The organism is Leminorella richardii (assembly GCF_900478135.1).
Classification (GTDB): domain Bacteria; phylum Pseudomonadota; class Gammaproteobacteria; order Enterobacterales; family Enterobacteriaceae; genus Leminorella; species Leminorella richardii.
In genome coordinates this window covers 638,966-651,271 of sequence record NZ_LS483470.1, presented here as the reverse complement: position 1 = coordinate 651,271, position 12,306 = coordinate 638,966, and the positions used below count along the sequence as shown (strand labels likewise).

The 12,306-nt window shown below is 57.8% G+C and carries 13 protein-coding genes; 2 read left to right on the top strand and 11 right to left on the bottom strand.

Features of this window, described 5'->3' with window-relative positions:
• The first annotated feature begins 179 nt into the window (after positions 1-179).
• Together DQM29_RS03085 and yjiA are read left to right on the top strand one after the other, a co-directional pair.
• A complete protein-coding gene (locus tag DQM29_RS03085) occupies positions 180-383 on the top strand; it encodes a YbdD/YjiX family protein (RefSeq protein ID WP_111739258.1) in 204 nt (67 codons plus the stop codon).
• A gap of 76 nt (positions 384-459) precedes the next feature.
• A complete protein-coding gene (gene yjiA, locus DQM29_RS03080) occupies positions 460-1,425 on the top strand; it encodes a GTPase (RefSeq protein ID WP_111739257.1) in 966 nt (321 codons plus the stop codon).
• A gap of 43 nt (positions 1,426-1,468) precedes the next feature.
• Here yjiA and DQM29_RS03075 read toward each other — a convergent pair whose 3' ends face one another.
• From DQM29_RS03075 to DQM29_RS03025, 11 genes are read right to left on the bottom strand one after another with little or no spacing between them, the layout of a single operon-like run.
• On the bottom strand, positions 1,469-2,677 hold the full coding sequence (locus DQM29_RS03075; RefSeq protein WP_111739256.1) for a glycosyltransferase: 1,209 nt from the start codon (positions 2,675-2,677) through the stop codon (positions 1,469-1,471).
• The gene (locus tag DQM29_RS03070; RefSeq protein ID WP_111739255.1) at positions 2,678-3,250 is read right to left on the bottom strand and encodes a hypothetical protein; all 573 of its coding nucleotides are present in this window, start codon (positions 3,248-3,250) and stop codon (positions 2,678-2,680) included.
• Positions 3,247-4,374 carry a glycosyltransferase family 2 protein gene (locus tag DQM29_RS03065; RefSeq protein ID WP_111739254.1) on the bottom strand — a complete coding sequence of 376 codons (1,128 nt, stop codon included), beginning with the start codon at positions 4,372-4,374 and terminating at the stop codon, positions 3,247-3,249. Before DQM29_RS03065 ends, DQM29_RS03070 begins: the two co-directional genes overlap by 4 nt.
• Positions 4,371-5,336 carry an NAD-dependent epimerase/dehydratase family protein gene (locus DQM29_RS03060; RefSeq protein WP_111739253.1) on the bottom strand — a complete coding sequence of 322 codons (966 nt, stop codon included), beginning with the start codon at positions 5,334-5,336 and terminating at the stop codon, positions 4,371-4,373. Before DQM29_RS03060 ends, DQM29_RS03065 begins: the two co-directional genes overlap by 4 nt.
• A complete protein-coding gene (locus tag DQM29_RS03055) occupies positions 5,333-6,445 on the bottom strand; it encodes a fatty acid desaturase family protein (protein WP_111739252.1) in 1,113 nt (370 codons plus the stop codon). The genes DQM29_RS03060 and DQM29_RS03055 overlap by 4 nt, the downstream gene beginning before the upstream one ends.
• On the bottom strand, positions 6,432-7,559 hold the full coding sequence (locus DQM29_RS03050) for a sterol desaturase family protein (RefSeq protein WP_111739251.1): 1,128 nt from the start codon (positions 7,557-7,559) through the stop codon (positions 6,432-6,434). The genes DQM29_RS03055 and DQM29_RS03050 overlap by 14 nt, the downstream gene beginning before the upstream one ends.
• Positions 7,552-8,169, bottom strand: a complete 618-nt coding sequence (locus tag DQM29_RS03045) for a phosphatase PAP2 family protein (protein WP_111739250.1) — start codon at positions 8,167-8,169, stop codon at positions 7,552-7,554. Before DQM29_RS03045 ends, DQM29_RS03050 begins: the two co-directional genes overlap by 8 nt.
• Positions 8,166-9,452 (bottom strand): F390 synthetase-related protein, encoded by a 1,287-nt coding sequence (locus DQM29_RS03040; protein ID WP_111739249.1) that lies wholly within the window; start codon positions 9,450-9,452, stop codon positions 8,166-8,168. The genes DQM29_RS03045 and DQM29_RS03040 overlap by 4 nt, the downstream gene beginning before the upstream one ends.
• Positions 9,449-10,255 (bottom strand): MBL fold metallo-hydrolase, encoded by an 807-nt coding sequence (locus tag DQM29_RS03035; protein WP_111739248.1) that lies wholly within the window; start codon positions 10,253-10,255, stop codon positions 9,449-9,451. The genes DQM29_RS03040 and DQM29_RS03035 overlap by 4 nt, the downstream gene beginning before the upstream one ends.
• Positions 10,233-11,249 carry an NAD-dependent epimerase/dehydratase family protein gene (locus tag DQM29_RS03030; protein ID WP_111739247.1) on the bottom strand — a complete coding sequence of 339 codons (1,017 nt, stop codon included), beginning with the start codon at positions 11,247-11,249 and terminating at the stop codon, positions 10,233-10,235. The genes DQM29_RS03035 and DQM29_RS03030 overlap by 23 nt, the downstream gene beginning before the upstream one ends.
• Positions 11,246-12,253: a 3-oxoacyl-[acyl-carrier-protein] synthase III C-terminal domain-containing protein gene (locus DQM29_RS03025; protein WP_111739246.1), complete on the bottom strand. Its 1,008-nt coding sequence runs from the start codon at positions 12,251-12,253 to the stop codon at positions 11,246-11,248. Before DQM29_RS03025 ends, DQM29_RS03030 begins: the two co-directional genes overlap by 4 nt.
• Positions 12,254-12,306: the final 53 nt, after the last annotated feature.

Below are 12,306 nucleotides of genomic sequence, written 5' to 3'. Positions count from 1 at the left end.
CTTACGCCAAGTCGACCCCAACGGACAACGCCTTTAGGCGTTGAACAACACGAAGTGTTGGCCCGTAGGGCGAGCGGAGCGAGTAACACTCTCCCGCCGTTTTACTCCATAGACCTTTTAATTTTCTTAAGTTTGTCATTATCAATCATCCCGTAACTATCGGGATCAGGAAATCCACCATGTTTGGTCAACTCGGCGAAGCAACAAAGTATCTCGGTCAGGCAGCCCGCATGCTTATCGGCATTCCGGACTACGATACCTATGTTCAACATATTAAAACCAACCACCCGGATCAGCCTGTCATGACCTATACCGAATTCTTCCGTGAACGCCAGCAGGCGCGCTACGGCGGCGACGGCAAAGGCGGCATGCGCTGCTGCTAGGATCTGTCCCACCATTATCCATAACGTCAACTCTAGTGGATAATGACGGGACATACCCTCGGACAGGAGACCTAGAATGGCACCTATTGCAGTAACCCTACTAACTGGCTTCCTCGGCGCGGGCAAAACGACGCTGCTGCGCCATATTCTTCAGGAACAGCACGGCTATAAAATCGCCGTGATTGAAAACGAATTCGGCGATGCCCCTATCGACGCTGACATTATTGGCGATCGCGCTACTCAGATTAAAACCCTGACTAACGGCTGCATTTGCTGCACCCGCTCCAAAGAGCTGGAAGACGCACTGCTGGATTTGCTCGACGAGCTGGATAAAGGCGAAGTGGCGTTTGACAGGCTGATCATCGAATGCACCGGCATGGCGGATCCCGGGCCTATTATTCAAACGTTTTTCTCTCATGAAATCATTTGTCAGCGCTACCTGCTCGACGGCGTTATCGCTCTGGTGGACGCCGTACACGCCGGGCAGCAGATGGATCAGTTCACTATTGCACAGTCGCAAATAGGCTACGCTGACAGACTGCTGCTCACGAAAACTGACGTTGCCAAAGAGCATGATGAACTGGTAGAACGACTACAGCGCATCAACGCTCGCGCGCCGATTTATAAAGTGACTCACGGCGACATCGACCTAGCGCTGCTGTTTAACACCAACGGCTTTATGCTGGAAGAGAACGTGCTGCCTCAGAAGCCTCGCTTTCACTTTATACCGGATAAGCAGAACGACATTTCGTCCATCGTCGTCAACCTCGACTATCCGGTCGTGTTGGAAGAAGTGTCTAAAGTAATGGAAAACCTGCTGCTGGGCTTTGCCGACAAACTGCTGCGCTATAAGGGCATGCTGTGGATCGAAGGCCAGCCCAGACGTCTGCTGTTTCAGGGGGTTCAGCGCCTATACAGCGCCGACTGGGACAGAGAGTGGGAGGAGCACGAAACGCCCCAAAGCACACTGGTGTTTATCGGCGTACAGCTTCCGGAGCGCGCCATCCGTGACACCTTTGCCGGGCTGAAAAAGCGCCCATAGCCCACAGCCAGCATCATGAAAAAACGGCGCGCTTCACGCGCCGTTACCCTTTCGCCTCTCTGTCACACTCTGATACCAGCTTCACCAGCTGCGAACCGGCCCTTTCCAGAGAGCCCAGTCCACCCCGAATCCAAACGCCCCTGCCGCTGTATTCAAGCCTAGCGGCGTGATCGAACTGGTCGTAGTCCACCGGGTAGACCAGCGCAGGAACGTTTTTCTTCAGGCAGTGCCACATAATCCCCGCGCCGCCGTGGTGGATCACGGCATCATAGCGGGTCAGCCAAAGGTCGTAATCGACCCATGCAACGCGGCTAAAATTACCCTGCCGCCGCTGTTCTTCTCCCGCAGGATGACCGTCAGTAAAATGAAACTCCCAGTCAGGCAGAGTGTGCGCCAGCGCCATCACGGCTTTCGCTACGGCGTCTTTATGCCAGTCAAGATGTGTACCCAGCGTGATCAACACGTGGCGCTTGCCCTCAACAAAGGGAGGAGGTTCTCCACCCGTTGGTGGTGTATAGAGCGCTGGGCCAATAAAGGTTACAGACGCAGGCCAAGAGCGAGGGAATTCAAATGCCTCCTCACTCAGGGCTAAAATCCGCGTGGGAGAATAGGCGTTCTCGCTGCCGTCAGCCCGATACAGCCGGGTAATCCCCGTTTGACGAATAACGTCGCGAAACAGCCAAAATACCGAGCGTTTAAACAGCCTGACTTTTTTCCTGTGAACAAAGTGCCACAGGCGATCGACAAAGCCTTTAGCGGGCATCAGGCCACCGCAGTAGGCCGGCGTGCCGTCTGGCGCTTCCATCACGCAGGGCGACGGCAGGCTGCTCCACCAGGAAATATTGAGCCTGCGGCACACTTCACCCACCACCGGAAGCGTAAAGTCAGCAATCGCCAAATCCGGTGTGCCCTCCTGTCGCCACACCTGCTCCAGCTCGTCAGCAAAGCCTTTAAGCAGGCTGACAACGGAGCGAAACTGTCGATACAGCCGAACCGGGTGGGACTTTACCGCATATTGGGGATTAACCACCGACAGCAGCGGTGTGTCGTACTCTCCTTCCAGTATCAGCATTGGCAGCCCGGCGGCCTGAATACGGGCAATCGCCCCGCGCGTGCTGACAATGCGAACCTGATAGTAGGCTGAAAGCGCCTTGCCCATCGCCAGCACTGGATGCAGATGGCCTGAAAACGGCGGCGCCAGCAGGTCAATGCGTTCAACGCCGGGAGGGATAATGTCTAACAGACGCTGCATTTATGCCTCTCGCTCATCAAGACTGTGAATAAATCCGCGGCACAGCGTGACCATTTCCGGCTGCACAAGATAGTCCATATGCCCGCAGTCTATCTGTACATCCGACTGGGAAAACCACAGGCGAGAAATCCAGTCCCGGTGCCCCTGCACCAACAGGTGACGGCAGTCAGGCCGCTTTCTGGCCACTGGGCCATAGGCAAACACGCTAACGCGCTGCATAAGGGCAGGCGGTAGTTGAAGATTATTAAACAGTTCCAGCCCACAGCTGCCGGAAAGCAGCAGCGTGTGGTCAGCCCTTTCAATGAGCTGAACAGCTGACGATTGATAGTGCTGCACAAATCCCGCGCGGCGAGAGCCGAGATACTCACGCGCGTTGTTAACGCTGGCGCGCAGCAAAGGCGTTGCCGCATAGCGCCCTTCAGGCAGGGGTATCCAAGGAAAGTTCAGCGCCACCGCGCTTTCTTCTCCATCAGTCACCCGTGCAATAAAGTCCGCCTGAGCAGGGCTTAAAGACCAGTCCCTAGGGCGGCTTCTGCCGGTAATATAGGCAATCTGCAAACGAGGCTGGCTCATAGTGACGTAAAGCGATCGTTGCTGAAAATACGGTAGCGGCGCGAGCGCCAGTAAATCGTGCGGTTAACCAGCGCATTCAGCAGGTGCAGCGGCTGCATCAGTTCTGACAGTACGGAAAGCACCGGATGGGCGGGGATATCTGCCGAAACGGCGCGCTGAACCCGACGCAGCGTCGCCTGCCGAACGAGCAGCACCGCCGCTACGATCCCGATATCCGCCATACTGCCGCAAAAAGCCATGATGCACATTGCCCACAGCAGCAGCGGATGCAGCCCCTGAAGCACAAAAATCGCCACATTGACCCGCGCGCTTTTCTCCCGCATGAGTAACGTTGCGAACAGAAACCAGCGGTGCATCTGTCGGGCGTAGCGCCGAACGTCAGGCACGCTGGTTTGCACACTCACGGTTGCTGTCGACTGAACAATGCGCACGCCGCTGTGGGTCAGCATCGTAGCCAGCGCTAGGTCGTCCGTCAGGTGGCGCATAATCGGCGCAAAACCGCCCACTCGCTCAAGGGTTTCTGCCTTCAGTACATAGCACATGCCGTTAAGCGTCAGAGGCGGTGCGTAGGGCAATAGCGGCAAATAGGTCATCGCCGAGTTGTCGTTGACAAACTGCGCCAGCAGGCGCGATGGCGCGTTATTCGCCGCGCGGTACCAGGGCAGCGCCGTCACCAGAGAATTATCATCAAGGCCGTTAAGCATCTCCTGAAGCGAAGCGGCATCTAAAGTTGCGTCGTCGTCGAGCACCATGATGGCTGACGTGTTCACTAGCGCCCTTCCCTGTTCCATTTTAAACAGCTTTGGATTAACGCCCTCCGGCGCCTGCGGGTAAGCGTAAATGCGAATACTGCTGTCAGGATGCTGCCGCTGGAGCCGCTGTGTGACTCGCGCAGCCTGCGTATCGTCTTCGTCAATCAGCCAGAGAAAGCTTGCTCCTGTAAGGCTTTGAAGGTTAGAAGCCAGTACAGACTCCAGCGCGGGATCGCCACTAAGAATAGGCTGCACCACCGTTACGCTCGCTAGGTCACGAGCGGGTTCACGGCCTGCGACTCGCAGCAGCCTGAGCGCCGTGCTCGCTTTAAACAGCAAAATCAGTAGCCAAACGAAGGCTATCAGCATCATGGGGTCACCGTTTTGTATTCTTGCAAAAATGCCTGCAGGCTAGGAAAAAATTCTTCTGGCGGCGAGCCAAAGTCCTCCAGCATCGCCGTCACGTCCAGCGTTGCGGCATAACCAAAGACGGCCACGCCGAAGCGGGTAATAGGGGGTTCACCTGCCAGAGGCAGCCAGCGCCAAAGCCACTCGAAGACCCCCGCAATGCGCAGTGCCGTGCCCAGTCTCACCGTTTTGCCCGGCGCAGGAAGATCCAGCTGCTGAAGCACCTGACGAAGCAGGCTCTCTGTTTCAACGGGGCAGTTAGCTGACAGGTTATAGTACAGCCTTAGCCGTGGACGAGTCGCCGCTCGCATCAGGTAATCGCACAGGGCGTCAACGTGCATCATATCGGCCTGCGCCTTTACGCCTTCAGCACTTAGCCGAACCAGCTGTCCTTTCTTGGCGGCGGCTACCAGCGGAGGGAAAAGCAGGCTGTCGCCGGGGCCAAACACCGCGCAGGGGCGTAAAATCGTCTTTTCACCCTCGTAGCCTTCCACCAGCAGCTCTGCCTGACGCTTGCTGCGACCGTATTCACCGGTAAACTCGGGCCCTATCGTATCGCTCTCCCGCAGGCCGAGACGATGCTCAAAGCGATAGTACACCGCCGCGCTGGAAAGAAAGATCAGTCGGGGCAGTCCTCGGCGGCGGCAAAAGTCAATCACCTGCTGAGTGGTGTCGACGTTATCCTGCAGGTAATCCTGACGAGTTCCCCAAGGCGAGGCTCTTCCCGCCGCGTGGATCACCACGTCGGGCGTGAAGTCGAGCTCATTAAGCCTGTCGAGAGCCAGCGCGCAGTAGTGCACAGAAGGGGGAAGATCGCTCTGCTGACGCCGCCCCACGCCGCACAGCGACACATCCCCGAGAGCCGCAAAGCGCCGTAGAAAAGCACTGCCGATAAAACCGGACGCGCCGGTGATTAATATCTTCACTGAGAATGCCCTGACTCATCGGGACGCCCACCCATGCGCCCCAGAAAGCGCTGCTGTAGCGAGAGCAAATCAGATAAAGAAAGCCGTCGATAGTCCAGCCCTTGCTGCTTTGCGACGCCTTCAACAATGCGGCTCAGCGCCGGATAGTGGCGATGATTCCAGTGGGGGAATAGGTGATGCGTAAGATGAAGATTAATGCCACCTAGCCAGTAGCCTAACCACGCTGGGCTAGTCGACCAGTCAAACGTGGTGGCAAAAACGTGCGCCAGCTTTCCGTCCGCCATTTTGCCCCCTTCCGGCGGCAGCTGAACGCGCCCCTTGGCCCAGTGGGTACCAATAATCAGCATCACAAAAATCAGCGAAGAGACCATCTGGCTAGCCAAATAGGTCACTAAAACGGTCGGAAAGCTAAGCCTGTCCACCAACAGCCAGGCGGGAAGCGCCAGACAAAAGGCCGCGTGAACGATCTTGCCCATCAAGAAAACGCCCCATCCCGCCGCACCCTGCTGCGCTAAGTGTTTGGTCACTGGCGTCATGCCGCCTCTGTCGAGCCAGTCAACCACCCAGATATACCAGGGGAAGGTTAGCGCCGCCACCAGCGGCCAATAGTAGCGCTGTGCGCGCATAAAGGGTCGCCACCGCTGCCAGGGAGTCTGGCGCAGCAGGCCGTTTTCTGCCGTATCCGGATCGTAGAATTCAATATTGGTATAGCCGTGATGAAAGCGAACGTGGCGCACCCGCCAGCAGTCGGGATCAAGCCCCATCGGAATAGCGACGATTCGATTTAGCCAGACATTCGCCGCCTTTCTTCGCAGAAAGGCGTTATGCGACGCGTCGTGCACCACGTTAACCGCCAGCAGCATCGCGCAAAAAATCATCGCCAGATACCACAGAAAAAACGGCATCACGCTGTACTGAGCGAGCGCCACGGTGTAGCAGGCCAGACAAACAGCAATTAGTATCAGCATTTTGAGAATAGCCCAGCCGTCAGCATAGCGATGCTCGCCGCGCTGAGCCAAATAGGCACGGCTTTCCCCCACCAGAACTGCAACCAGACGCGGGTCGTCAGCCGGAAACGTCAGTGGCTTATCTGGCTTAAACAGATTCACGGATATGACCTACCGGCCTGCGCCACAGCCCTAACGCCAGCGCCGCCCCGTGAGCCGTCAGCAGGGGCATAACCACTAGCCAGAAGGGATGTCGCCAGCCCAGCGCACCGAGAAATAGCACCGGCAGCAGCAGAGTCACCACACACCATGCAGCGATGCCCCACCGCTGCCCGTCACTGACTCCGCCCAGCGCGACGGAGCCTGCCGCCAGCAGCGTGAACAGCAGCGCCTGTTCAAGGGTCACGCTGTCGAGGCGATATTCATACAGCTGGATATAGCCCAGCACCAGCGAAAACAGCAGCAGCGCTCCGGCCGCGATAACCGCCGGAGAGCAGCTAAAGCGGCGTGGTGACAGCGCACCCACGCCCTGAACACCCAACAGGCGCAGAAACGGCAGGTTGCTTTCCCGCATGGGGTTGGAAGAGAGTTGACTGCCCTTCACGCCGTAGACGACCGGTGACTCCGGCGGCTTGCGGCAAAACGTGCCGAACAGCCTGTCCCAGAAAATAAAGGTGCCGTCGAAGTTGGTATCGGCATAGCGCTTTTCATTAATGTGGTGCACTCGATGGTGCGAAGGGGTCACAAAAATCTGCTCAAGCCAGCCCAGCTTCGACGTCAGGGCATTGTGATTAAAGAACTGCACGCTGTAGTGGGCGATAGACACCGCCAGAAACACGCTCAGCGGCACGCCGAGCAGCGCCAGCACCATAAAAAACGGAATCGACGTCAAGGATGAGTACCAAGAGTTTCTCACCCCCAGCGACAGGTTATAGTTCTCCCCCTGATGGTGGACAACGTGCACTGCCCACAGCGGCCTCAGCTGGTGGTGGAGGCGGTGCAGCCAATAGAAACCGAAGTCCCACGCCAGCAGCGTAAACAGCCAAAGCCAAATTGCCGAAACGCCGTCAAAGAGCCCCAGCCCGAAGCGGTTTAATACTACGCTGTAGCACAGCACTTCCATACAGCGAAACAGCCACAGCATGATGTGGCCAGAGTTGATGTTAAAGATGACGTCAAGCCAGTCGACCTTCTGCTTGCCCGTCAACTGCAGCACGCAGGCTTCTCCAAACACAAACGCCACCATAAAGAGGATAGGAACCAGTAGTTCACTCATGGATGATTTCCCTATTTTGACTACTGTAGATTTCCCAGCGCACCGCTAGCCACCCGCAGCCCCAGACAAGGATCGCGCCGCCAAGCAGATCGATAAACAGGTGTCGCCGCAGCTGAAGTATCGAGAAGGCAATCGCCACAGCCCAAACGACACTCGCCACAGTAAGAAAGGTTTGCCTTCGCTGCGCTATCGCCCAAACGGCGAGCATCGTGAGCGCGACGTGCAGAGAAGGAAAACAGTTTTGGCTCGAATCGACAGTCAGTAGAGCATCCACTAGCGTACGGGTGAAGCCCTCACCGGTATACTGCGGATAATCTATTGTCGTTGGCCACAGCAGATAGACAGCCCCCGCTCCCAAGGCCGACAGCTGCATCGCACGAGACAGCCAGCGCAGGCGTGTGGGAGGCGTCAGCAAGTAGCCCAAAGGCACAATCAGAAAAAACGACAGATAAAGCCATACCGCACCGGAGGAGAAGGGGATCAGACTATCAATTCGCCAAGGCGTTAACCGAAACCCCTCCCCCTGTAGGCGATCGCTGAGGGTGTAAACCACACCGACAGTTCCCCAGCCGATCAGCATAAATTTGAGTCGCTCCAGCATAGACATCACTCCCTGCCCCAGTGGCGAATAATGCGCCGCCGCTTGGCGTCAAACCTTTCCGGCGGCGTCTGCGTCTCTAGCGACCAGCTCAGCGCAGCCACATCAACGCCCTGCCGAGCGAACAGAACCTCCAGCGCTTCTCGGCACGCAGCCAGCGTAGAGGCATCGCAGTCGGCTATCAGACGCAGCGTACAGGCCTCCGTCTGCTCCAACCGATAGTCCGCCGTCAGCGGCAGCGCCGTCGCCAGCGCGCGGCTACAGGGGTCGGCGAAAACGGTCTGCACATTGCCATCGAGGCCGGGCAGCCGAAGCTGGTCATCCTGCCGCCCTTCAATGCGGGCAATGGCGCGGGTTGCGCTACCGCACGGGCACGGTGTCTCGCTGGCCACCAGCACGTCGTCCAAACGATAGCGCACAATGGGCTGGGTGCTGCGGGTAAAGTCAGTAATAATCGGCGTAAATCGGCGCTCGTCCAGCCACTGCGGCTCGACGTGAATGAACTCTTCGTTCAGGTGCAGCGTACCGCAGGCACAGGTGGAGGCCAAAAACCCTTCCGTCGCCTGATAAATCTCACCGACCTCACCAAAAACCAGACTCAGCAGCGTTCTGTCCTGCTCCTCCAGCACTTCCGCCACTGAAATCACCTTTTTGACGCTCAGAGTCAGCTCTCCGGCGACAACCGCCAGCGCCAGCGCGCGCAGCACCTGAGCAGGAGCCACTATCAGGGTTGGTGAACGCTGTTCGAGTCGCTTTATTTGCTCCTGAAACGGTGCAAACAGATCGTAGAAGTCGAGGCTCAGCCAGCGGCTGTTAACGCTCTGGTACAGGTTATTGTCGGCGCGCAAAAACAGCGCCACGCGCTCCCCGGCAAACAGGCCGTCCGGCAGCGCTTTCGCCAGCACGCCTGCGGCCCAAATCTGCTGCTCCTGCGGGCTGACGACAAACAGCCCGCGCCTTCCGGAAGTCCCTGACGACAGCCCGACGCTAAACTGGCCTACTTTGGGCGTGAAGTCCCGACTGGTTTCGCTTTGCAGCGCACACAGCATCAGCTCGTCACGCTTCAAGCCAGCGGTGTTCATGTCGTCAAAGTGCGCCATCATTAGCGACTTGTCCATCATCGGCCACTGCTCAAACGGCAGGGAAAGATAGCGCCGAAACCACGGGCTTTTCGACAGCACTCGCTGTTTGAAGTCCTTCAGGCGTTTCGCCTGCCAGGCTTCAAGATCCGCCCGGTCGGTAAAGCGCAGATTGCGGGTGCGAAAATAGCGCCAAAGTAGAGTAAAAGGGATCACAAATCCCCCTCGTGACACAGGCGGATATCCACCTCGCCGCCCTGCCAAAGCTGGTTAAGCCGTTCAAGGGTCAGGTAGTAGGCAGCAGGTTCTGACATCACCAAATTCGCTAATCGAGAGGGGCCACGCATCTCTTGGTAGTTCGCAGGAGACCAAGCGGCATCTCCCGCTAACAGCGTCCATCCGTCGTCCGTTAGCACAAACGCACCGATGTGTCCGGCAGCATGACCGGGAAGCGGAACCAAAATAATCTGGCCTTGGCTATCGGGTAAAACATAGCCGCGATCGAACGGCGCCAGCGCTTTGGGCAGCGTCAACGTCTCAAAGCTTTCGATAAACCTCAATGATGACTCAAAGTCCGGCGGGATCAGCCCCGGCACAAACGCCTGACGCAGCGCCGCGATCCCCTTCAGCGCCCTAACGCGCTGCCAGCCCTCGCCGGAACAGATACAGGACACGCCGGGAAAGTCGCGCAGGCCGGCAACGTGATCGGCATGAAAGTGCGACAGAATAATAGCGCTGATGTCATCCCCTACCAGCCCCTGCGCGTACAGCTGCTGAGCCAAAGACTCTTTAGGGTCAAAATAGACTGGCGTCACCTGCCGATAGAGACGAAATACGCCAGAGCGCGTGTAGTGTTCGAACCAAGAGGAATAGCCGGTATCCCACAGCCATCGGCGATCGCCGACTTCCAGCAGATAGGCGCGAGAGGGGAATTTACACACCCGAAATCCCGCCCCCTTCAGAGCCATACAGCCAACGTGGGTACAGTACCCGACTTCAAATGCGGTAATCTTTACCATGTGCTCTTAGCCACTCTCCCGTCAGCGCAATTCCTTCATCCATGGAAAACCGAGGCCTGTAGCCCAGTTCGTTAACAGCCTTTTCTGCACTCAGCGTCATGTCAAAGCAGACCGTTCCAGCGCTGTAGCGAGTCACCGGAGGCTCTTTATCCACGCACTTGCCTACCAGCTCCATACCCCTTGCCGCCAGCGACAACACAGGCCAGGGCACGGCCTTTATCCTATAGCGCAGTCCCAGCTGCTGGCGCAACAGCGTATCGAGCATGTCCGCCAGCCGCTGCGGCTGATGATTGGTAACGTTATACACACTGCCTGAGTTCAGCCCCTGCGCGTAAGTCGCCAGCGACATAGCGTGCACGACGTTCTGTACAAAGGTCAGATCCAACAGCGCTTCGCCGCCGCGCGGCAGGCGCAGCACGCCGCCGTCTCGGCGCAGCTGTTGCAGCAGGCGAGGCACAATCACGCTGTCGTGGGGGCCAAACAGCCCGCGTGGGCGAAGCATGATAAAGGTGGTATTTGTGTATCTCGATGCGGCGTCAACAATCACCCGCTCTGCTTCATATTTGCTGCTGGCGTAGTGACTGGAGAACGCGCGCGCCAGATAGGTTTCCGGCAGGTCATAGTGGTGCTGAAAGTCAAAGTAGACTGCTGGCGTAGAAATATGGATAAATCGCGGTATCTGAGCGCTGACTGCTGCCTGAGCCAGCGTGCGCGTGGCGTCTACATTGGCCTGATAAAACGAAGCGCGATCTCCCCAGGGGGAAGACTTCGCGGCGCAGTGCCACACCGCCTCACAGCCGTTCATCAGCCGGATGCACTCCTCTACGCTGGCCTGTGCCAGATCGAGAGGGATAAAGGTCGCGCCTGCCTCTTTTAGCGCCTCGCCCGCCGCACGGTTACGGCCTGTCGCCACCACCTCATGCCCTTCCGACAGCAGATATTGAGCCGCGTTGCGCCCGAGGCCGCTGGTGGCGCCCGTCACCAGAATTTTCATGGCAACAGCACCATTCCTGCCAGCGTCAGGCCAGCGGCAGTACCGATCAGCATCACCGGCCTTCCCGGCGTAAATCGGCCGCCGACAACCGCTTCGTGCAGCGCGGTCGGGATCGACGCCGCGACCTGATTGCCGTAGTAGCGATACACGTCAACCAGCGCAGACTCCGGTACACGCAGCCGCTTGCGCATATGCTCAAGAGAAAGGTGGCTGGCCTGATGCGGTACCACCGTGGCGATATCGGCAAGCTTCAGGCCGCTTTTTTGCAGCAGGCGGTCAAAATAGTCTTCGATTAAGGAGGAAGCGAAGCGAAAGAGCGGTTTTCCCTGCATGTGAAACAAAAAGTCGCTGTCGCTCATTCCGGCTCGAGGATTGCAGCGCGTTCCACCCGCGCGGATCTCACACAGTTCGCTGCCCTCGGGGTACATTTCAATCAGGCTGGCGACAATGCCGCTGGTGCCGTCACCGCGCTCAACGATGGCGCAGGCCGCACCGTCGCCGAAGATCAGTGACGATTCTTCGTGATCCCAATCGATACCACGCGACGCGATGTCCGCCGAAACGATGGCGATACGCCGATAGGCACCGGTATTCAGCAGCCCGGCGGCCACCTCCAGCGCAGAGATAAAGCTCACGCAGCTGCTGTTGACGTCAAACCCCGCCACGCGATCGGGCATTTTAGCGGCTTTGAGGATATGAACGGCACTGCACGGCAGCGCCTGTACGGCAATGGCAGAGGCACAAATAAGCAGATCGATGGAGGACGGAGCAAGCGATCCGGCCTTGAGCGCGTTATGCAGCGCCTCTGCGGCTAGCGCCGCCTGACTGGCGTCATGGGATGCATGATAGCGCCAAGCAATACCCGAACGCCGCTCAACGTAGCCTTCCGGCTTGCCAAGCTTTGCATCCAGCTCAGAGGAGACAATCTTTTCGCCCGGCAGAGCAATGCCCGTTGCAATGATTTTGATTGCGGTCTTGGGCGCGTTCACAGCGGGTTGTTCCATTAAGGTAGCCAATCGTTATCCCTATTAATTCACGCAACAAATGCGTTTACGAC

What these genes read in the sequence shown, in the direction of transcription:
- DQM29_RS03085 (WP_111739258.1), top strand. Translation starts at nt 180, where the DNA reads ATGTTTGGTCAACTCGGCGAAGCAACAAAGTATCTCGGTCAGGCAGCC.
- DQM29_RS03070 (WP_111739255.1), bottom strand. Translation starts at nt 3,250, where the DNA reads ATGAGCCAGCCTCGTTTGCAGATTGCCTATATTACCGGCAGAAGCCGC.
- DQM29_RS03030 (WP_111739247.1), bottom strand. Translation starts at nt 11,249, where the DNA reads ATGAAAATTCTGGTGACGGGCGCCACCAGCGGCCTCGGGCGCAACGCG.
- DQM29_RS03065 (WP_111739254.1), bottom strand. Translation starts at nt 4,374, where the DNA reads ATGATGCTGATAGCCTTCGTTTGGCTACTGATTTTGCTGTTTAAAGCG.
- DQM29_RS03050 (WP_111739251.1), bottom strand. Translation starts at nt 7,559, where the DNA reads ATGAGTGAACTACTGGTTCCTATCCTCTTTATGGTGGCGTTTGTGTTT.
- DQM29_RS03025 (WP_111739246.1), bottom strand. Translation starts at nt 12,253, where the DNA reads ATGGAACAACCCGCTGTGAACGCGCCCAAGACCGCAATCAAAATCATT.
- yjiA (WP_111739257.1), top strand. Translation starts at nt 460, where the DNA reads ATGGCACCTATTGCAGTAACCCTACTAACTGGCTTCCTCGGCGCGGGC.
- DQM29_RS03075 (WP_111739256.1), bottom strand. Translation starts at nt 2,677, where the DNA reads ATGCAGCGTCTGTTAGACATTATCCCTCCCGGCGTTGAACGCATTGAC.
- DQM29_RS03035 (WP_111739248.1), bottom strand. Translation starts at nt 10,255, where the DNA reads ATGGTAAAGATTACCGCATTTGAAGTCGGGTACTGTACCCACGTTGGC.